22 protein-coding genes are annotated in these 17,572 nt (G+C 68.9%); 13 read left to right on the top strand and 9 right to left on the bottom strand.

The genetic code is table 11. The annotated features are described in order from the left end of the window. Window positions 1–53 precede the first annotated feature (53 nt). From ACZ7OI_RS07670 to ACZ7OI_RS07640, 7 genes are all read left to right on the top strand, one after another. Complete coding sequence (locus tag ACZ7OI_RS07670; RefSeq protein WP_470263311.1) at window positions 54–929, top strand: LysR family transcriptional regulator; 876 nt, start codon at window positions 54–56, stop codon at window positions 927–929. Between the two features lie 123 nt (window positions 930–1,052). Continuing rightward, complete coding sequence (locus ACZ7OI_RS07665; protein WP_470263310.1) at window positions 1,053–2,456, top strand: fatty acid desaturase; 1,404 nt, start codon at window positions 1,053–1,055, stop codon at window positions 2,454–2,456. Further along, window positions 2,456–2,647 carry a ferredoxin gene (locus tag ACZ7OI_RS07660; RefSeq protein ID WP_067576490.1) on the top strand — a complete coding sequence of 64 codons (192 nt, stop codon included), beginning with the start codon at window positions 2,456–2,458 and terminating at the stop codon, window positions 2,645–2,647. The genes ACZ7OI_RS07665 and ACZ7OI_RS07660 overlap by 1 nt, the downstream gene beginning before the upstream one ends. Then, window positions 2,644–3,846, top strand: a complete 1,203-nt coding sequence (locus tag ACZ7OI_RS07655; RefSeq protein ID WP_470263309.1) for an NAD(P)/FAD-dependent oxidoreductase — start codon at window positions 2,644–2,646, stop codon at window positions 3,844–3,846. Before ACZ7OI_RS07660 ends, ACZ7OI_RS07655 begins: the two co-directional genes overlap by 4 nt. 1 nt (window position 3,847) lies before the next feature. Continuing rightward, complete coding sequence (locus tag ACZ7OI_RS07650) at window positions 3,848–4,471, top strand: TetR/AcrR family transcriptional regulator (RefSeq protein WP_470263308.1); 624 nt, start codon at window positions 3,848–3,850, stop codon at window positions 4,469–4,471. A 42-nt stretch (window positions 4,472–4,513) separates the two neighbouring features. Further along, on the top strand, window positions 4,514–5,242 hold the full coding sequence (locus ACZ7OI_RS07645) for an SAM-dependent methyltransferase (RefSeq protein ID WP_470263307.1): 729 nt from the start codon (window positions 4,514–4,516) through the stop codon (window positions 5,240–5,242). 58 nt (window positions 5,243–5,300) lie between these two features. Then, entirely contained in the window at window positions 5,301–5,696 is a 396-nt protein-coding gene (locus tag ACZ7OI_RS07640) for a VOC family protein (protein ID WP_470263306.1), read from the top strand. A 544-nt stretch (window positions 5,697–6,240) separates the two neighbouring features. Here ACZ7OI_RS07640 and ACZ7OI_RS07635 read toward each other — a convergent pair. Then, on the bottom strand, window positions 6,241–6,963 hold the full coding sequence (locus ACZ7OI_RS07635) for a CDP-alcohol phosphatidyltransferase family protein (RefSeq protein WP_470263305.1): 723 nt from the start codon (window positions 6,961–6,963) through the stop codon (window positions 6,241–6,243). Window positions 6,964–6,996: 33 nt separating this feature from the next. Between ACZ7OI_RS07635 and ACZ7OI_RS07630 the strand changes: the two genes are divergently transcribed. Genes ACZ7OI_RS07630 through ACZ7OI_RS07620 form a run of 3 tightly spaced genes read left to right on the top strand, consistent with a single transcriptional unit; the run spans window position 6,997 to window position 9,115 of the window. Then, window positions 6,997–7,971 (top strand): zinc-dependent alcohol dehydrogenase, encoded by a 975-nt coding sequence (locus ACZ7OI_RS07630; protein ID WP_470263304.1) that lies wholly within the window; start codon window positions 6,997–6,999, stop codon window positions 7,969–7,971. Window positions 7,972–7,982: 11 nt separating this feature from the next. Continuing rightward, the gene (locus tag ACZ7OI_RS07625; protein WP_470263303.1) at window positions 7,983–8,381 is read left to right on the top strand and encodes a 6-pyruvoyl trahydropterin synthase family protein; all 399 of its coding nucleotides are present in this window, start codon (window positions 7,983–7,985) and stop codon (window positions 8,379–8,381) included. Next, complete coding sequence (locus ACZ7OI_RS07620) at window positions 8,378–9,115, top strand: class I SAM-dependent methyltransferase (protein ID WP_470263302.1); 738 nt, start codon at window positions 8,378–8,380, stop codon at window positions 9,113–9,115. Before ACZ7OI_RS07625 ends, ACZ7OI_RS07620 begins: the two co-directional genes overlap by 4 nt. Here ACZ7OI_RS07620 and ACZ7OI_RS07615 read toward each other — a convergent pair. The 5 genes from ACZ7OI_RS07615 to ACZ7OI_RS07595 all read right to left on the bottom strand — a co-directional run bounded on the left by ACZ7OI_RS07615 (window position 9,098) and on the right by ACZ7OI_RS07595 (window position 13,240). Next, window positions 9,098–10,063: a DNA polymerase domain-containing protein gene (locus ACZ7OI_RS07615; RefSeq protein ID WP_470263301.1), complete on the bottom strand. Its 966-nt coding sequence runs from the start codon at window positions 10,061–10,063 to the stop codon at window positions 9,098–9,100. The genes ACZ7OI_RS07620 and ACZ7OI_RS07615 overlap by 18 nt on opposite strands. A 77-nt stretch (window positions 10,064–10,140) precedes the next feature. Then, a complete protein-coding gene (locus ACZ7OI_RS07610) occupies window positions 10,141–10,920 on the bottom strand; it encodes an oxygenase MpaB family protein (protein WP_470263300.1) in 780 nt (259 codons plus the stop codon). Between the two features lie 42 nt (window positions 10,921–10,962). Beyond that, window positions 10,963–12,006, bottom strand: coding sequence for a cytochrome P450 (locus tag ACZ7OI_RS07605; protein WP_470263299.1), 1,044 nt, complete (start codon window positions 12,004–12,006; stop codon window positions 10,963–10,965). A gap of 77 nt (window positions 12,007–12,083) precedes the next feature. Next, window positions 12,084–12,161, bottom strand: a complete 78-nt coding sequence (locus tag ACZ7OI_RS07600; protein ID WP_350539724.1) for a tryptorubin family RiPP precursor — start codon at window positions 12,159–12,161, stop codon at window positions 12,084–12,086. Between the two features lie 203 nt (window positions 12,162–12,364). Continuing rightward, entirely contained in the window at window positions 12,365–13,240 is an 876-nt protein-coding gene (locus ACZ7OI_RS07595; RefSeq protein ID WP_470263298.1) for a LysR family transcriptional regulator, read from the bottom strand. A gap of 70 nt (window positions 13,241–13,310) precedes the next feature. Between ACZ7OI_RS07595 and ACZ7OI_RS07590 the strand changes: the two genes are divergently transcribed. Further along, window positions 13,311–14,453, top strand: a complete 1,143-nt coding sequence (locus tag ACZ7OI_RS07590; protein WP_470263297.1) for an FAD-binding oxidoreductase — start codon at window positions 13,311–13,313, stop codon at window positions 14,451–14,453. A 103-nt stretch (window positions 14,454–14,556) separates the two neighbouring features. Here the strand turns inward: ACZ7OI_RS07590 and ACZ7OI_RS07585 are convergent, their stop codons facing one another. Beyond that, window positions 14,557–14,961, bottom strand: a complete 405-nt coding sequence (locus tag ACZ7OI_RS07585) for a nitroreductase family deazaflavin-dependent oxidoreductase (RefSeq protein WP_470263296.1) — start codon at window positions 14,959–14,961, stop codon at window positions 14,557–14,559. 86 nt (window positions 14,962–15,047) lie between these two features. Here ACZ7OI_RS07585 and ACZ7OI_RS07580 point away from each other — a divergent pair, with 86 nt between their 5' ends. Further along, window positions 15,048–15,494: a MarR family winged helix-turn-helix transcriptional regulator gene (locus ACZ7OI_RS07580; RefSeq protein ID WP_470263295.1), complete on the top strand. Its 447-nt coding sequence runs from the start codon at window positions 15,048–15,050 to the stop codon at window positions 15,492–15,494. On the opposite strand, the gene ACZ7OI_RS07575 is transcribed toward ACZ7OI_RS07580, so the two are convergent. After that, entirely contained in the window at window positions 15,491–16,159 is a 669-nt protein-coding gene (locus ACZ7OI_RS07575; protein WP_470263294.1) for a GNAT family N-acetyltransferase, read from the bottom strand. The two genes, ACZ7OI_RS07580 and ACZ7OI_RS07575, sit on opposite strands and share 4 nt — an antisense overlap. A gap of 130 nt (window positions 16,160–16,289) precedes the next feature. Between ACZ7OI_RS07575 and ACZ7OI_RS07570 the strand changes: the two genes are divergently transcribed. Then, on the top strand, window positions 16,290–17,138 hold the full coding sequence (locus ACZ7OI_RS07570; RefSeq protein ID WP_470263293.1) for a PaaX family transcriptional regulator: 849 nt from the start codon (window positions 16,290–16,292) through the stop codon (window positions 17,136–17,138). On the opposite strand, the gene ACZ7OI_RS07565 is transcribed toward ACZ7OI_RS07570, so the two are convergent. Further along, window positions 17,128–17,520, bottom strand: coding sequence for a RidA family protein (locus tag ACZ7OI_RS07565; protein ID WP_470263464.1), 393 nt, complete (start codon window positions 17,518–17,520; stop codon window positions 17,128–17,130). The genes ACZ7OI_RS07570 and ACZ7OI_RS07565 overlap by 11 nt on opposite strands. Window positions 17,521–17,572 lie beyond the last annotated feature (52 nt).

The following is a 17,572-nucleotide window of genomic DNA, read 5'->3' as shown; positions in this document are numbered from 1 at the left end:
GTGCATCAGATCGGTATGACCACGGTGATAACACCGTGGGTACGCTGCGCTTCGTGGAGATTCACCACCTGCGGTACTTCCTCGCGGTCGCGCGCGAGCTGAACTTCACCCGCGCCGCGCGATCGCTCAACATGTCCGTGCCGCCGCTCAGCCAGCGCATTCGCGACCTCGAACGCGAGCTGGGCGAGCCGCTGTTCGACCGCTCCACCCACCACACCCGGCTGTCCGAGGCAGGCGAAGCGCTGCTGCCGCTCGCCGAATCGGTCGTTTCGGGCTTCGACGCCATCCCGCTGCGGATGCGCACCCGCGACCAGCGCGCCGACGTCCGCCTCGCCATCCCCGACGTGCTCAATCCCGCGCACCGCCGCCAGCTCAGCGAATCGATCCGCGCGCTGGACGGCTCCTACCGGTTCACGCTGCGGCAGATGCCGTCGCTCGGGATGGAATCCGCGCTGCTCAGCAACTCGCTCGACCTCGCCGTGTCCCACCTGGGCACTTCCGACGACCGGCTGTCCACGATCGTCCTTTACCGCGAACCGCTCGGTGCCGTGGTGGACGCGTCGCGGTTCCCCGGACGGACCTCGCTCACCCTCGCCGACCTGCGCGGATTCCAGTATCTGCAGGGCCCGCGGCACTGGGATCTCGGCTCCCGGCGGGCCGAGCAGCTCGCCGCCAAGGGCGTGCTGGTCGATCCGGAGGCGCAGTTCTCCGACGTCAGCGGGCTGTTGATCTTCTTGCGCAGCACCAAAAGCTTCACCCTCGCACCGGTCGAATCCGCGACCGCGCTGGCGCTCGACCCGAACGAATGCGCGGTCCTGCCGATCGACGATCTGGTCGCCACGCTCACGACGTTCCTGATTCGCCGCACCGCCGACACGCGGCTGGACCCGGTGGTCGAGGTGCTGCGGCACGCCCGCGTACCCGACTGACCTCGCCTGATGCCCGGCCTGGGGATTCACTCGGTCGTGGCGGCTTTACATTTCTGCATCTCTTGTCAATCGCGGTGTACATGTCTTACCGTCGTGTAAAGCCAGCCAACGGAGGAGGGCGCGATGAGCGAGATGACCGGCACGGTGCCGCTGGGGTCGACCGAACGCTGGACCGACAAGAAGCGGTACCTGTGGCTGATCGGGCTGGTCGTGCCGTCGCTCGCGTTCCTCGCGATCGGCCTGCACGCCGCGACCGGCTGGGGCGTCTGGTTCTGGATCGGGCCGATCGTGATCCTGGCGATCGTGCCCGCGATCGACCTGGTCGCCGGCCTGGACCGGAGCAATCCGCCGGACGACGTGATCGAGCGGCTCGAACAGGACCGGTACTACCGGTGGATCACCTATCTGTTCCTGCCGATCCAGTACGTCGGGTTCGTCTTCGCGTTCTGGCTGATCGCGCGCGGCGATCTGTCCGTTGTGGACAAGATCGGCCTGGCGATCTCGATCGGCTGCATCGGCGGGATCGGCATCAACACCGCGCACGAACTCGGCCACAAGAAGGAAAGCCACGAGCGCTGGCTGTCGAAAATCGCGCTGGCGCAAAGCTTCTACGGGCACTTCTACATCGAGCACAACCGCGGGCACCACGTGCGCGTCGCGACTCCGGAGGACCCGGCGTCGAGCCGCGTCGGCGAAAGCTTCTACCGGTTCTGGCCGCGCACGGTGTTCGGCTCGCTGAAATCCGCGTGGGGCCTGGAGCGCAAGCGTTACGCCCGCCGCGACAAGCATCCGTTCCGGCTCGGCAACGACGTGCTCAACGCGTGGCTGATGTCGGCGGTGCTGTGGGTCGCGATGGTGGCGTGGCTCGGCGTCGGGATCCTGCCGTACCTGGTGATCCAGGCGGTGATCGGGTTCTCCCTGCTGGAAGTCGTGAACTACATGGAGCATTACGGGATGCTGCGGCAGAAGGTCGGCCCGCCCGAGCGCCGCCGGTACGAGCGCGTGGATCCCAGCCACAGCTGGAATTCCAACAACATCGCGACGAACGTCCTGCTGTACCACCTGCAGCGGCACAGCGATCACCACGCCAACCCGACGCGCCGCTACCAGACCCTGCGCGATTTCGCCGAATCTCCAGTGCTGCCGACCGGGTACGCCGGGATGATCGTGCTCGCGCTGTTCCCGCCGCTGTGGCGGCGCGTGATGGACCAGCGGGTGCTCAACCACTTCGACGGCGATATCAGCCGGGCGAACATCCAGCCGTCGAAGCGGGAGAAGATCCTTGCCCGGCATGGAACTTCCGCTGCCGACGAGCCCGTGGCCGTGCCGAACGATGTGCGCGGCGACGCGAGCGAAGGCGGAATGTGCCCCGGCTGCGGATACGTCTACGACGAGCAGCGCGGCGACCCGCGCGAAGGCTTCCCCGCCGGTACGCCGTGGTCGTCCATTCCGGACAGTTGGTGCTGTCCCGACTGCGGTGTAAGGGAAAAGGTCGACTTCGTTGCTCCCGGAAGGATGAGTGTGTGATGCGGATCGAAGCGGATTTGAACAAATGCGACGGCCTGGGCATGTGCGAGGCGATGGCCCCGGATTTCTTCGAGGTGGGCGACGAGGGCACGGTCGTCGTGCTCGACGGCAACCCCGGCGAGGAGCACCGGACCGACCTCGCCGCGGCGGTCGACGCCTGCCCGGTGCTCGCGCTGAAACTGGTGTCATGACGCTCGCGGTGGTCGGCGCGTCGCTGGCGGGATTGCGAGCGGTCGAATCGGCGCGGCGGACCGGATACGACGGCCGGATTGTGCTGATCGGCGCGGAGGACCGCCTGCCGTATGACCGCCCGCCGCTGTCGAAGGCTTTCCTCGCGGCGGACGGACCCGTTGAGGTGGAACCGTTTCTCAGCGCGGACGACCTGCGCGACCTTGGCGTCGATCTCCGGCTGGGCACTCCCGCGACCGGACTCGACCCGATCGCCCGGGAGATCCACACCGGCGACACGACGGTCCCCTACGACGCGGCGGTCATCGCTACCGGAGCCGCCGCCCGGGTTCTTCCGGACACCGCGGAGATCTCCGGCATTCACTCCCTGCGCACCGCGGACGACGCCGCCGCCATCCGGTCCGCATTGGACAGTGGTGCCAGGACAGTCGTGATCGGTGCCGGGTTCATCGGTTCGGAAGTCGCTTCAGCCGCCCGCAAACGCGGCCTGCCAGTGTCCGTTGTGGAATCTCTCGACACGCCTTTGGTGCGCGCGGTCGGCCCCGAAGCCGGCGAGGTTTGCGCGGATCTGCATCGCGCGGCAGGCACCGATCTCCGGCTGGGCACCAGGGTCACCGGTTTCGCGGCGGAAGACGGCGCGGTGACCGGAGTCCGGCTGTCCACCGGCGAAACCCTCCCCGCCGACCTGGTCGTCGCTGGAATCGGCGCGGTCCCGGCCACCGGATGGCTGCGTGACAGCGGACTCCTCCTGCACGAACGCGACGGCGGCATCATCTGCGACGGCACCCTCGCCGCCGCCCACGGCGTCTACGCGGCTGGCGACGTCGCACACGTGGCGAACGCGTTGTTCGACGGCGAACTGATGCGCCTGGAGCACTGGACGAACGCGGCCGAGCAGGGTGCGGCCGCGGCTCGGCACGCGCTGGACCCCGCGAGCGCGCGGGTGTTCAGCGCCGTGCCGTATTTCTGGTCCGATTGGTACTCGCACCGCATCCAGTTCGTCGGGACGCCGCGCGCGGACGAGGTCGTCGTCGCGGTCCCGGCCGAGCATGGCTTCACCGCGCTGTACCGGCGCGGCGACCGGCTCGTCGGCGCGTTCACCGTCGACCGGCCGCGCGACATCATGAAGTACCGCAAGCGGATCGCCGCGCGGACGCCGTGGTCCGAGGCAGTCGCCTTCGCGCTGGAAACGGCCGCCTAGAATGACTGTCATGAGCGTGCTTCCGGTGCCCGCGGGCGGCCAGTACCGGCAGCCCATCATCACCGCCGCCATCGAACTCACCGCGAAATCCGGCTGGTCGGCGGTCACCATGGCGCGGCTGGCTGACCTGGTCGGGGTGAGCAGGCAGACGGTCTACAACGAGATCGGCTCGAAGACCGCCCTCGCCGAAGCGATGATCTCGCACGAGCTGCGCCGGTTCCTCGCCGTCGTGAGCACCGCGTTCGACCGGCATCCGGACGACCTGGTCGAGGCGATCTACGACGCCGTCCGCGCGGTGCTCGAACTGGCCGACGACAACATCCTCTTGCGCGCCATCGCCTCCGCGACGCACGGCACCGACAACGAATTCCTGCCGCTGCTGACCACCCGCGCCGGCACCCTGCTCACCGAAGCGAAAGCCGTCCTGCGCGGCCGGGTCCGCGACTACGCGCCGCCGTTGGACGACGGCCAGCTCACCGTGGTCATGGACCTCGTCGTGCGCACCGTGCTGAGCCACGTGATGCAGCCGTCCGGCACGCCCGCCGAGACCGCCGACGGCCTGGCCTGGGTCGCCACCCGCGTGCTGGGCACCGCTCCGTCGGCATCGATGCGCACCCGCTCGTAAACGAGGTGCGCGTTTCGGGGCACGCATGTCAGCGTGGCGCGCGTGAACCGTGAACGACTTTCCGCACTCGCCCACACCCGGCACCCCATCGCTGCCCCGATCAGCGACGACGAGGTCCAGCGCCTGCTCGACCGCAGCATCCCGCACGAAGACGCTGTTGTTCTGGACCTAGGCTGCGGCGGGGCCGAATGGCTCATCCGCGCCCTCGTCGCATACCCGAAACTCCGCGCCGTCGGCGTCGACACCTCGGAATTCGCCCTCTCGCGCGCCCGCGCCGCCGCTGCTGCTCAAGGCGTCTCCGACCGCCTGACCCTTCACCAGCAGCCCGCCACCGAATTCCCCGCCACAGCCGAATTCGACACCGCCCTGTGCATCGGCTCGACCCACGCCTTCGGCGGCCTGACGGACACCCTCGCCGCCGCCCGAACCCACGTCCGCCCCGGCGGCCGCGCCCTGATCGGCGACGCCTACTGGGAATCCGAACCGACCCCCGCCGCCGTCGAGATCTTCGGCGACCTGCCCGACCTGCCCGAACTCCTCGGCCAGGTGATTTCCGCAGGCTGGACTCCGACCCACGGCCACACCAGCACACGCGGCGAACTGGACGCCTACGAATGGTCGTGGACCGGAAGCGTCACCGAATGGGCCCTTGACCACCCGGAAGACCCCGACCAGGCCGAAGCCCTCGCCGCCGCGGCCACCCACCGGGACGAGTGGCTCCGGGATTACCGGCACTCGTTCGGCTTCGCCTGCGTCGTGCTGCGCGCTTGACAAAACTTCTTGTCAATGCGACGTTCGGACTCGACCCCGACCCGCGAAAGGCAGTCCGATGACCGACCTCGTCCCGTTCCTGATGTTCCAGAAGCGCGACGCCGCCGAGGCGATGGCCTTCTACACCTCGCTGTTCCCCGGCGACTCCGTGCTGTCCGAAGAGCGCTACGGCGCCGACGGCCCCGGACCGGAGGGAACGATCGTGATGGCCGAGTTCACCGTCGCCGGACAGCGCGTGCGGTGCAGCGACAGCTTCATCAAGCACGGCTTCGACTTCACGCCGTCAACGTCGCTGTTCGTCACCGTCGACTCGGCCGACGAACTCAAGCGGATCTACGAGGCCCTCGGCGAAGGCGGCGGAACGCTGATGCCGCTGAACGACTACGGCTTCGGGCCGTTCGCGTGGGTGAACGACCGGTGGGGCGTGTCGTGGCAGTTGAGCGCCAAGGGCTGAAGCGCTGACAGAGGGCCCGCGTATCCGCCTTTCGCGGGATACGCGGGCCACATTCACGTCACTGGCAGGGGCCGCGTGACGTCCGATCCCGACCTCGTGGTGGTCACCGACGCCCGCCTCCCCTGACCGCGGCTCCGACCACGAGCTATGCGCGGAGGGAACCAGCAAGATACGTGTACGGTTTCTTTTTGCGATCGCTAATCGCGACGGATCCGCAGCTCGAGAGCAATTCCCCACACTATTGACTCACCGACAGATACCGCGAGAAGGAATACGAACCGGTTACCCACGGACGGGTTAAGCGAGGACATTCGGGCACCGCTATGGTGGGTATTGGGAGGTTGGCAATCAGCCGGAGGGGGGCCGATACCGCATCCCGGGGCCAGTCGTTCTACCTGCAGTAGTCCGCCGAGGCGGAGCCGCGCGGGGCGAACGGCTGGCCTTTTCGCGGCACTGCGGAATCAAGAGCCACGACAGTGCGGGAACCACGGTTTCCGGTACCGAAACCCCGGTGGAGGAGAATCGCCGCGGCGGAATTCGCGCGCTACGCCTTAAGAGCACGGTTCCGGTACAGCCACCACACATCCCGGCCGAAAGACCAGCTCAACGCGACCACCGCAATCCCCGCCAAGATCGCCGGCACCAACCCCGCCGCCGCGGCCGTCAGGGCGATTCCCTGCAGAGCCGCCACTGCCTTTCGTGCCCAGCTCGGGCGCAGCGGCGCGCGGAGCCACGGCCACAACCGCGCCGCCGCGACGAAGGCGTATCGCATCAGGCCGATCGCCAGGACCCACGGGCCGGCCTTCGTGGCGACCAGAACGCTCAGCACCAGGATCAGGAACGCGTCCGCTTCCATGTCGAAGCGGGCGCCCAGCGCGGAGACGGTTCCGGTGCGGCGGGCGACGTGGCCGTCCAGCGCGTCCAGGGCCAGGGCGACCGCCGCGATGGGGACGATCAAGGCCAGCGGCGGGTGTCCGCCCAGGCGGTCGGCGACCAAGGCCGTCACGGTGCCGATCAGGGCCGCCCGGGCGAGGGTCACCTGGTCGGCGGGGCCAAGCCGGTAGACCCGGATCCGCCAGGCGCCCTGGGTGAGCAGCACCAGCAGGCCGAGGAGGTAGGCCACGCCGACTGCCCAGCCAGCGATGCCGAGACCGGTCGTGACGGTCATCAGGGTCAGCAGCGCGAGTTGCGCCAGCAGCGCGGGGGCCTGCTGGACGACGGTTGAACCCAGCTCGGCCGGGGTTCGTGTACAGGTGGAGACAGCCATTTCGCCTCGATCCGGCAGCAACGGAGGACAACCTTGACACGGGCGGCGCAGGCCTTCTGGTTCACTTCGGCCGCGGGCGGGGAGGTCCGATCGGCTGAGGTCGCTGCTCCGCGAGCAGACGAAGTGCTGGTCCGAACGCGATTTTCGGCGTTGAGCCGCGGTACGGAAAGTCTGGTGCTGCGCGGCGGGGTGCCGACGAGTCAGCAGGACGTCATGCGCGCGCCGTATCAGGAGGGCGACTTTCCGTGGCCGGTCAAGTACGGCTACCTGAACGTCGGCGAGGTCCTTTCCGGACCGCCCGAGCTGACCGGCCGCACGGTGTTCTGCCTCTACCCGCATCAGACCGAGTACGTCGTGCCCGCGTCGGCGGTCACGGTGGTGCCGGACGACGTTCCCGCGGCGCGGGCGGTGCTCGCCGGGACTGTCGAGACCGCGGTCAACGCCCTCTGGGACGCGGCACCGCTGGTCGGCGACCGGATCGCGGTGGTCGGGGCGGGCATGGTCGGCTGCGGTGTCGCGCGGCTGCTGTCCCGGTTTCCCGGCGTGGACGTCCAGCTCGTCGACCCCGATCCGGACCGCGCGGAGGTCGCGGACGCGTTCGGCATCCGTTACGCCACCCCGGAAACCGCGACCGGCGACCTCGACCTCGTGGTGCACGCCAGCGCGACCGACGCCGGCCTCGCGCGTTCACTGGAACTGCTCGGCCGCGAGGGCACGGTGGTCGAGCTGAGCTGGTACGGCGACCGTCAGGTGTCGGTGCCGCTCGGCGAGAACTTCCATTCACGGCGGCTCACCGTGCGCGGCAGCCAGGTCGGCACCGTCGCACCGGCCCGCGCGGCGCGGCGAAGCTACGGCGACCGGATGGCGCTGGCGTTGCGGTTGCTCGCGGACCCGGCCTTCGACGTCCTCGTCACCGGCGAATCCGCCTTCGCCGAACTGCCGGACGTCGCGGCGCGGCTGGCGGACGGAACTCTGCGCGGACTGGCTCACCGGATCACCTACCCGTAAAGGAGAACGCGTTGTTCAGTGTCACCGTGCGCGATCACATCATGGTCGCCCACAGTTTCCGCGGCGAGGTTTTCGGCCCGGCGCAACGCTTGCACGGCGCGACGTTCGTGGTCGACGCGACGTTCCGGCGGTCCGAATTGGACTCGGACAACATCGTCGTCGACATCGGGCTCGCCACCCAGCAGCTGGGCGCGGTGCTCGCCGACCTGAACTACCGCAACCTCGACGACGAACCCGATTTCGCCGGGATCAACACGTCGACGGAATACCTCGCCAAGGTGATCGCCGACCGGCTCGCGGACCGGATCCACGCCGGGGAACTCGGCGACAACGCACGCGGACTGGCGCAACTTTCAGTGACCCTGCACGAATCCCACGCCGCGTCGGCCGGATACGAGCGTTCCTTGTGACCACAGTGGACTCTTCCGGTTACGCGCCGGAATGGCTGAAACTCAGAGAGCCGGCCGACACCGCTGCCCGGGCGGCCGATCTGGTCGCCTTGCTCCCGCCCGGTCCGGCGGTCATCCGGGACCTCGGCTGCGGCACTGGAGCGATGGGACGCTGGTTGAGCGGTCGCCTGCCGAAACCGCAGCGGTGGATTCTGCACGACCAGGACCCGCGGCTGCTGGAGATCGCCGCGCGCAGCCTTCCGCCGGGGATCAGCGTCGAGACGGAACAAGCTGACGTGACCCGGCTGAATATCGGCGGTACTTCATTAGTCACGGCTTCAGCGTTGCTGGATCTCCTTGCCAAGGAAGAGATCCAGCGGCTAGTGGAGTCCTGTGTGGACGCCCGATGTCCGGCTTTGCTCACTCTGTCCGTGACGGGATCCGCTCACATCACCCCCGCGGACACGGCGGACGAAGCACTCAACGAGGCGTTCAACAACCACCAACGCCGAGACGGCAAGCTAGGCCCGGAAGCCGTCGCCTTCACCGCGGCGGAGTTCACTCGGCACGGTTGGACAGTCCACACCAGACCGTCGCCGTGGCGGCTCGGGCCGGAACACCGCGAACTCATCGACACCTGGTACCGCGGATTCGTCGCCGCGGCACGAGAAGAACAACCGGAACTGGCGGTGTCCGAAGACCGGCGGATCACCGAGGTCACCGTGCACCACCAGGACCTACTCGCTCTTCCCTGACTCCCGTCGCGCCCGGGCCCGGCGTTTGCCCTCGTGCATCGCCGCGACCCGGGCGACCGGGATCGTATGCCCCTCGGCCACGAGATCCGCCGGAAGTTCCTGTGGTTCCGGCAATTCCTCCGCCCACGGATCGGCGCTCCCCAGCAGCCCGATCGCGGTCTTCACGGTGAAATCAGCCGGTGTGACGTCGTCCGCGTCCGCCCAGCGAACCGGGAACGACACCGGCGCGCCCGGGCGGATCCGCGGACTGTAAACGGCCGCCACGGTAGCCCCGCCCGCCCGGGTCGAATCGAGGAACACCTTGCCGTGCCGGTCTTCCCGGATGAACGCCGTGGTCGCCAGCTCTGGGTCGAGCCGCTCCGCCCGCGCGCCGACCGCGCGAGTCGCCGCCGCGACGTCCTCAAAGGACAGTCCGGGAACCAGCGGCACGAACACGTGCACGCCCTTGGACCCGCTGGTCTTCAACGCACCGGCGAGTCCGGCGTCGGCCAAGGCCTGCCGCACCAGCCGGGCCGCCGCCACCGCGACGCCGAAGTCCGCGCCCTCCGGCGGATCGAGGTCCATGATCAGATCGGTCTGGCCGACCGGCTCCACCCGGGTCAGCGCGGGATGCAGTTCGACCGCACGCTGATTGCCGAACCACAGCAGCGTCCGGCGGTCGTTGCACAGGCCGTAGGTGACTGTCCGTTGTGAACTCTCCGCCCACAGTTTCGCTCGCGGCACCCACTCCGGCGTGTACTTCGGCAGGTTCTTCTGCATGAACGCGTCCTGCCCGCGCAGCACGCGCATCACCGACAGCGGACGGTCGCGCAGCACCGGCAGCAACCGGTCCGCGACAGCGTCGAAGTAGTCGACGAGGTCGCGCTTCGTCGCCCCGGCGTCGGCGAACAGCTCCTGGTCGAGGTTGGTCAGGGAAACCCCTTCGCGCACCTCATCCGCTTTGCTCATGCTGCCTCCGCGGCAGGGATTACGTCGGCAGTGGCCATAGCTCAACCCTTGCCCACCACCGCATCCCGGTCAACCGCTTAGACGAGCGGTTTCCCGCTACGCAACCGCCGCCGGAAGTCCGCGAGGCACGCGTCATAGGGGAAACGCCGCACCCGCACCGGAAGCCGTTCGACCATTCGGCCGATCCCGCGTGTCAGCCGATCGAACCGGCGCTGGTCCGCGGCCGACCACGGCAGCCGCATCTGCTCGCGGAACACCTCCGGCAGGAATCCGGTCGTCACGAAACGATGGAACCGTCCGAAGAGGAACGACAACGGCCGCGGCAGGAATTCCAGGTTCGCGATGGCCGTGAGGTACTCCCGCATCCGGTCGTCGATGTCCACTTGGGCCAGTCCGTCCGCCCAATACGCGGCGAAGTCGTCCGGCCAGTCTTCGGGACGCACCTGCAGCGTCGTACCCAGCACCGCGGCCTCGGCGTACCACGATTCCGGAGCGGGCCGGCCGAGAAACGCACGATGCACGTCCTCGACGCCATGGGCCAGACAAGCCGCGACCCACAGCTGCAGCTCCCGGTCGAAAGCGCGGTACCGCACCGGACTCGCCTCGGTGGAGACCACCTGCGCGTGCACCGCGTTCACCGCTCGCCGGTACGCCGCCCGGTCAGCGTCCGTGCCCAGCACCGCGACCGCGAGGTAGGTGACGGTGGTGCGCGTGCGTTTCAGCGGATGCTTGAACAGATTCCCCGAATCGACACGGCTTTCCAGCACGCCGTACCCGACCTCGGGCCGGCCCAGCTGCATGATCACGTTCGCGCCGCCCGCGAGCAGGCTGACGCCGAGCATGCCGTCCTGGAGCATCCGTCCAGAGGAACGCCTCCGTTGACACGTTGTCAAGAGCTGTCAGGCGCGCACGACCCGCACGTCCGACACTTCCAGCAACCCGTCCAGGTGCACCCGGGCCCGCGTCTGCGCCGGATCGACGACGAGCCCGTCGCGCCGGACCAGGTCGAGTACGCGTTCCGCCAGCGGAAGCACCATATGCCGTCCCCAGCAGCGTTCGTTGCCGTGTCCGAACGGGAGGTAGCCGGGATGATCGTCCGGGTCCAGCGAGGCCCAGCGGCTCGGCCGGAACTCGTCCGGCGCGTCCCACAGTTCAGGGTCGCGATGGCTGAGCAGCGGCAGCAGCAGGAGGTCGTCGCCGGGGCCGATCCGGGCGTCCACCTCGGTGAACTCCGGCGAGCGCACGCGCAGGATGTTCCACGACGGCGGCAGGAGACGGAGCGCCTCGTTGAGCACGTATTCGGTCGGCACGTCGTCGTCGAGCGGCGAACTGAGCCACAAGGCATTCGTGACCAGGGCAGCGACCGTGAAGCAGATCGGCCCGGCCACGCGCCGGTAGAGGTACATCGCGAAACGGCGCTCGTCGAAGGTGTCCGCTTCCAGCACCATCCGCGCCAGAGCGGACAGCGCGACCTCGGGCGCGGGCCGTCCCCAGAGCGCGGCCCCCGTGGCGACCGCGGCCCAGGTGATCTTCGGCGTCAACTCCAGCCGACGGTCGACGAGAACCCGGAACCGCCGCTGTTCGTGGCCGAACACCAGGTCACGCAGGTAGTTGTGCGGCACGGCGGGCCAGGTTCCGGCGAGGTCGGCGTCGCCGAGCGGCTTCTTGAGCGCGCCCCGCACGTCCGCGCCGACCGCTCGCATCAGCGCCGACGATTCCGGCCGCGTGACGACCCGGCCGCGCACCGGCTTGAACGTCGGCCGCTCCTCGGCATTCGCCGGTCTGGCGCGCAGAAGTGCGTCCATCAACTCGGGCCCGGCGACGCCGACGGTGTCCGGTTCCAGCCGAAAGAAGGATTTCCCCCGATAACGGTCGAACAGTTCTTGAATGCGCGGCGCGAATACCACCTGGCGCACTTTGTTCCGTTCAGCGGGAATGGTCACCGCGCAACTCCTCTTGAGCGGCGGACCGGGCCGGTTCCGGGCATTCCGGAACCGGCCGGTACCGTTTAATGGGACCGTCAGATCCAGCCGTACCAGGCGTAAGACTTCAGGCTCTTGCTCGGGAGGGCCTTGCGAACGAGACGAACAAGCTTCACGGAAATTCCTCCGTCTTCTCGGAAACTTCGACCGCACTCGCGGCCGCTGCCGACAGTACGTCGAATTTCCCGGAATACGCGGCAAGATAACCTGAACGGCCCACTCCGGCGGATAAGTTCGGGAGTTCCCGGTCGTCGGTTCGGGAATTCCGGCACGAATTCATTGGCGAATCCGAGGCGGTGTAGGTATCCTTCGCCGCTCGCTAAAGCACCGACCGGGCGAACTCGATGAGCACCCGAGCCGCGGGCCCGGCCGGACCGTCGGACCGCCACGCCAGCGCCAGCTGCCCGCGCAGCTCCGGCCGCAGCCGCAGGGTGTGCAGCTCCTCGGCGTAGTAGCGAGCCAGCGACGCCGGGACCAGCGCCACACCGAGACCGCGCATCGCGAGCTTGGCCAGCACGTTCGGGTCGCTCGCCTCGATCGTCACCCGCGAATGCAGCCCCGCCGCGGCGAATCCGCGGTCGAGCACACCGCGCATCCCGGTGCCCTTCGGCAAGCAGATCAACGAACGTTCCGCCAGCTCCGCGAGAGTGGTCGAGGCCCGATCGGAGAATTCGTCACGCAGCGAAGTGACCGCGACGAGTTCCTCGTCAAGCACGACCTGGGTGGTGAGCCCGGCGGGCACGCCATCAGCCAGGCCGATCACCGCGACGTCCAGCCGTCCCTCGCGCAGTGCGTCGACCATCAGGTCGGAATTCGCCTCACTGAGCGTGATTTCCACTCCCGGGTAGCGCTCCGCGAACTCGGCCAGGAACTCCGGCAGTTCCACCGGCCCGAGGGAAGTCACCATCCCCATCGACACCTGGCCGCGCACCAGCCCTTCGTGCTCCGCGACTGTCTCCCGCACCGCCGCGACCGCCGCCAGCGCGGCCCGAGCGTGCGGCAGCGCGGCCTCGCCGACCCCAGTGAGCCGTACTGTGCGACCAGACCGATCGAACAACGGCTGCCCGAGTTCGCGTTCCAGCCGCCGGATCTGCGCGCTGACCCCGGGCTGCGCGACGTGCATCCGGGCCGCCGCGCGGGTGAAGTTGGCTTCCTCCGCGACCGCGACGAAGTACTCAAGCTGATGCAGTTCCATAACCAGTCATTCTAGCTTCCGGAACTAGTATCTCTTGGACTTATCGCTGCGCGGCGAGCACGCTGAAGGCATGCAGACGTTCACCCCTGACCAGGCCGGTTACCGCGAAGAGATCGCCGGATTCCAGACCGGCATCAGCTCCACCCCGCAGCTGGTCGTCGCCGCCACCAGCGCGGACGACGTCGCCGCCGCGGTCCAGCTCGCGGCCGAGCGCGACCTGCCGGTTTCCGTGCAGGCGACCGGACACGGGCTGCGCGCGCCGGCGGAAGGCGTGCTGATCTCGACGCGGCGGATGACCGGCGTGACCGTCGACCCGGACCGCGCCGTGGCGCGCGTCGAAGCCGGAACCACCTGGGGCAGCGTCATCACCGCCGCCGCGGAACACGGGCTCGCGCCGCTGAGCGGTTCGGCCCCGGGCGTCGGCGTGGTCGGTTACACCCTCGGCGGCGGCTTCGGTCTCCTCGGCAGGCACTTCGGCCTGGCCTCGGACCGCGTCCGCTCCGCCGAGATCGTCCGTCCCGACGGCACCCGCACGACCGGCCCGATCGACGCCGGGATCGTGACCTCGCTGGAGTTCGAACTCGTCCCGGTGACCACGCTGTACGGCGGCGGACTGTACTTCGACACCGCCAAGATCCCGGACGTCCTGCGCACCTGGCGCGACTGGACCGCCGACCTGCCGGACACCGTCGGCACCTCGGTCGCGATGGTGCCCTACCCGGACTTGCCGATGGCACCGGAACCGTTGCGGGGCAAGCACATCGCGCACATCCGCGTGGCCTACCTCGGCAGCGACGGCGATCAACTCGTCGCACCGCTGCGCGCACTCGGGCCGCTGCAGGAAACGCTCACCACGATGCCGTTCACCGACTCCGGCAAGATCGCCGCGGAACCGCCGAACCCGCACTCCTACCTCGGCGACAACCGCGTGCTGCCGACGCTCCGGGACGACGTGCTGAGCACCGTGCTCGACCACGCCGGCCCGGACGCACCCGTGCCGACCGTGCTGATCATCGACCTGCTCGGCGGTGCGTATCAGCACGCGACCGCACCGGATTTCACCGCCGATTCGCGCTACACCGTGCGCGCGCTGTCGATGATCGAGCCCGACGCGGCGACCGTTCAGGCCGCGCACGCCAAGCTGTTCGCCCCGCTGGACCCGATGTCGACCGGACGGCTGCGGAGCTTCGTCTACGGACAGCCGCTCAAGTAACTGTGCCGATCATTACTAATCCGACCACAGTCACGGCCTAATGGCTTCGCAGCAACGGTTACGCGCCGCGTGGGGGCGGCCTGCTTTTGGCCGGATTAGTAACTCAGCGTTCGAGAACGAAGACCGGGATCACGCGCTCGGTCTTCTTCTCGTACTCGGCGAAGCCCTCCGCGTGCGCGACCATCCCGGCGTACAGCCGGTCGCGCTCGGCGCGGTCTTCCACGAGCTTCGCGGTCGCCGGGAACTTCTCGGTGCCGATCTCGACCGTGACGGACGGGTTGGCGACGAGGTTGTGGTACCAGTCCGGGTTGGTGTCCGCGCCGCCCTTGGACGCGACGACCACGATCCGGTCGCCGTCGGTGGTGTACACCAGCGGGCTCACCCGCTGTTTGCCGCTCTTCGCACCGGTGTGCGTGATCAGCACCATGTTCTTGCCCTCGAACATGCCGCCGACCTTGCCCGCGTTCGCGCGGAACTCGTCGATGATCTGCTGGTTCCAGTCCGACATCGGAGAACTCCCCTGTTGATGATGTAACAACAAACCTAGGATCGCGCGAATCGGGCTGTCAACACACGCGCAGGTACTGTCGCGGCATGGCCACCGAATCCGGCCCGACCGTCGAGGACGGGGTCCGCGAACTGCTGCTTCTCATGCCCCGCCTCGTCGGGCGCGCGAAGCGGACGCCACCGCCTCCGGAGCTCGACGACGTGACGCTCGCGCCGCGGCATCTGTCACTGCTGGCCTATCTGTTGTTCGACGGCCCGATGACGGTCAACGAACTCGCCGGGCAGCTCGAAATCGCGCCCACCACAGCGAGCCTGATGGTCGGCGACCTTTCCCGCCAAGGCGTGCTGGAGCGCACCGAGGACCCGGACGACCGGCGGCGCACCATCGTGAGCATCCACGCGGACAAGCGCCCGGCGGTCGACGCGTGGCTGGCGCGCGGTGCGAAGGCGTGGCAGGAAGCGTTGTCCCCGTTGAGCCCGAGCGAGCGCGCGCTGGTGATCAAGACGCTGAAGGCGTACGAGGAGTACAGCTAAGGGCCGAGCCATTGCGCCTGCGGGCCCGCGCATTTCTTCGGCCACGCCGCGTCGTGCTGGTACCACCAGGCCTCGCAGGCCCGCCCGTCCGGCAGCGTGTACCGCGGCGGTCCCGGCACCCGGCGCAATCCGGCGGCTTCCAGCGAACGGCCGCTCGCGACGTTGCCGACCTCCGCGCCCGCGCGCACCCGGGTGAGCCCGAGATGTTCGTGCGCCAGTACGAGACCGGCGGCGAACAGATCGCGGCCGAATCCCTGTCCGCGATACTCCGGCGCGAGATAGCCGCCGGTTTCCGGGCCGCCGTCCTCGCCCGCGTGCACGCTCACGAGTCCGGCGCAGCGGCCCGCCGCGAGATCGATCGCGACGACGTCCACCGAATGCGGATCCGGCGTGGTCCAGTCCGGTCCGGTGCCCGGGATGACGCGCAGCGCCTCGGCGCGCATCGGCTCGGCCACCACGGAGTCGGACAGCCAGCCGAGCCAGCGTTGCGCCGCCGGATCACTGCCGCCCGCGACCGCCGCCGCGTACTCCCACGCGGTGGGGGTGCGGAAAAGGAACCGGCCGTACACGAAGGCGTGTCCCCGGCGGTCGCAGGTGCGTTTCGCCATCAGCCGTCCGCGGCGGGTCAGCCGGCTCACCAAAGGTGCATTGCTCACAAACGCCATCGCGCCGGAAATGCTACCCCTCGGCTGTTGCTCATCCGACCGGAAGGAGGCGGAGCCGGTCCGGGCCGAGGTGCTCGGAGAAACCCGTCTGCGGTCGGATTGGCGGCGAACGGCACGGTATGGTGACCGGGTGACGGCCGTACCGGAAGCAGCCGATGCCGACGGCGGGCGCGCGGCCCAGCCCCGGCACCTCATTGTGTCGGTCTACGGCGTGCACCATCTGACCGGCGGCGAATGGCTTTCGGTCGCCTCGCTGATCGATCTGCTCGCCGCGGTCGGGGTCGACGAGCCCGCGGTGCGGTCGTCCATTTCCCGGCTCAAACGGCGCGGAGTGCTCGAAGCCGTGCGCCGCGACGGATCCGCCGGGTACGAATTGTCCGGTACGGCATTGGATTTGCTGCGCGAGGGCGACGAACGAATCTTCCGCCGCGATCGCGCGAAGCTCGCCGACGGCTGGTTGCTCGCGGTGTTCTCGGTGCCGGAAGCCGAACGACACAAGCGGCATGTGCTGCGCACCCAGCTGTCGCGGCTGGGTTTCGGCACCGCTTCCTCAGGCGTCTGGATCGCGCCGGCGCACCTGTACGAGGCCACTGTCGGCACGCTGGAGCGCCTCGGGCTCGCCGAGTACGCCGACGTTTTCCGCGCCGAGCATCTCGCCTTCGGCGATCCGCGCGAGAAGGTGCGCGAGTGGTGGGACCTGGACCAGCTGGACGAGCTGTACACGGCGTTCCTCGAAGAGCACGAACCGGCGCTGCGCCGATGGCAGCGCCGCCGCACGACGCCCGCCGACGAAGCATTCGCCGATTACCTGCGCGTGCTCACCGGCTGGCGGAGGATGCCGTATCTCGACCCGTGCCTGCCCGCGGAGCTGCTGCCCGAGGGCTGGTCCGGCATCCGCGCCGCGGAGGTGTTCTTCACGCTGCACGACCGGCTCGAGGAAGCCGCGCGCACGCACCTTCAGCAGGTGCTCAGCGGTTGACCACCGCGTAGCCCTGCACTTCCACCAGCGCCTCGACGTCCCACAGCCGGTTCACGCCGATGCCCGCCATCGCCGGGTAATCCGCGCCCACCAGCCGCTTCCACACGCGACCGATCTCGCGCGCGTTGGCCTTGTAGTCGTCCATGTCGACGATGTAGACGGTCAGGCTGCACAGGTCCGCGGGTTCGCCGCCGGCCGCGCGCAACGCGGTGAGCAGGTTGCCGAGCGCGCGCTCGAACTGCTCCACGACGCCTTCGCCGACGATCCGGTTGTCCGCGTCCAGCGCGGTCTGCCCGGCGAGGAACACCAGCCTGCCCTGCGCCGCCACCGCGTGCGAGAACCCCGACGGCTTGCCCAGCTCGGGGGGATTGATCCGCTCCATGCCGGGAGCGTAACCCATCTATCGTCTTCTTGACGACCGTACTTCAGACGAC

This window comes from Amycolatopsis sp. NPDC114503 (assembly GCF_055633655.1).
Note: the sequence above shows the minus strand (reverse complement) of the source record. Positions and strands in the feature narration are given on the sequence as shown.

Excerpts from the sequence above, each read along its gene's own strand:
- ACZ7OI_RS07635 (WP_470263305.1), bottom strand. The coding sequence starts at position 6,963 with ATGGCTGTCTCCACCTGTACACGAACCCCGGCCGAGCTGGGTTCAACC.
- ACZ7OI_RS07610 (WP_470263300.1), bottom strand. The coding sequence starts at position 10,920 with ATGCTCCAGGACGGCATGCTCGGCGTCAGCCTGCTCGCGGGCGGCGCG.
- ACZ7OI_RS07565 (WP_470263464.1), bottom strand. The coding sequence starts at position 17,520 with ATGGAGCGGATCAATCCCCCCGAGCTGGGCAAGCCGTCGGGGTTCTCG.
- ACZ7OI_RS07640 (WP_470263306.1), top strand. The coding sequence starts at position 5,301 with ATGACCGACCTCGTCCCGTTCCTGATGTTCCAGAAGCGCGACGCCGCC.
- ACZ7OI_RS07590 (WP_470263297.1), top strand. The coding sequence starts at position 13,311 with ATGCAGACGTTCACCCCTGACCAGGCCGGTTACCGCGAAGAGATCGCC.
- ACZ7OI_RS07575 (WP_470263294.1), bottom strand. The coding sequence starts at position 16,159 with ATGGCGTTTGTGAGCAATGCACCTTTGGTGAGCCGGCTGACCCGCCGC.
- ACZ7OI_RS07660 (WP_067576490.1), top strand. The coding sequence starts at position 2,456 with ATGCGGATCGAAGCGGATTTGAACAAATGCGACGGCCTGGGCATGTGC.
- ACZ7OI_RS07580 (WP_470263295.1), top strand. The coding sequence starts at position 15,048 with ATGGCCACCGAATCCGGCCCGACCGTCGAGGACGGGGTCCGCGAACTG.
- ACZ7OI_RS07585 (WP_470263296.1), bottom strand. The coding sequence starts at position 14,961 with ATGTCGGACTGGAACCAGCAGATCATCGACGAGTTCCGCGCGAACGCG.
- ACZ7OI_RS07615 (WP_470263301.1), bottom strand. The coding sequence starts at position 10,063 with ATGAGCAAAGCGGATGAGGTGCGCGAAGGGGTTTCCCTGACCAACCTC.
- ACZ7OI_RS07650 (WP_470263308.1), top strand. The coding sequence starts at position 3,848 with ATGACTGTCATGAGCGTGCTTCCGGTGCCCGCGGGCGGCCAGTACCGG.
- ACZ7OI_RS07595 (WP_470263298.1), bottom strand. The coding sequence starts at position 13,240 with ATGGAACTGCATCAGCTTGAGTACTTCGTCGCGGTCGCGGAGGAAGCC.
- ACZ7OI_RS07665 (WP_470263310.1), top strand. The coding sequence starts at position 1,053 with ATGAGCGAGATGACCGGCACGGTGCCGCTGGGGTCGACCGAACGCTGG.
- ACZ7OI_RS07655 (WP_470263309.1), top strand. The coding sequence starts at position 2,644 with ATGACGCTCGCGGTGGTCGGCGCGTCGCTGGCGGGATTGCGAGCGGTC.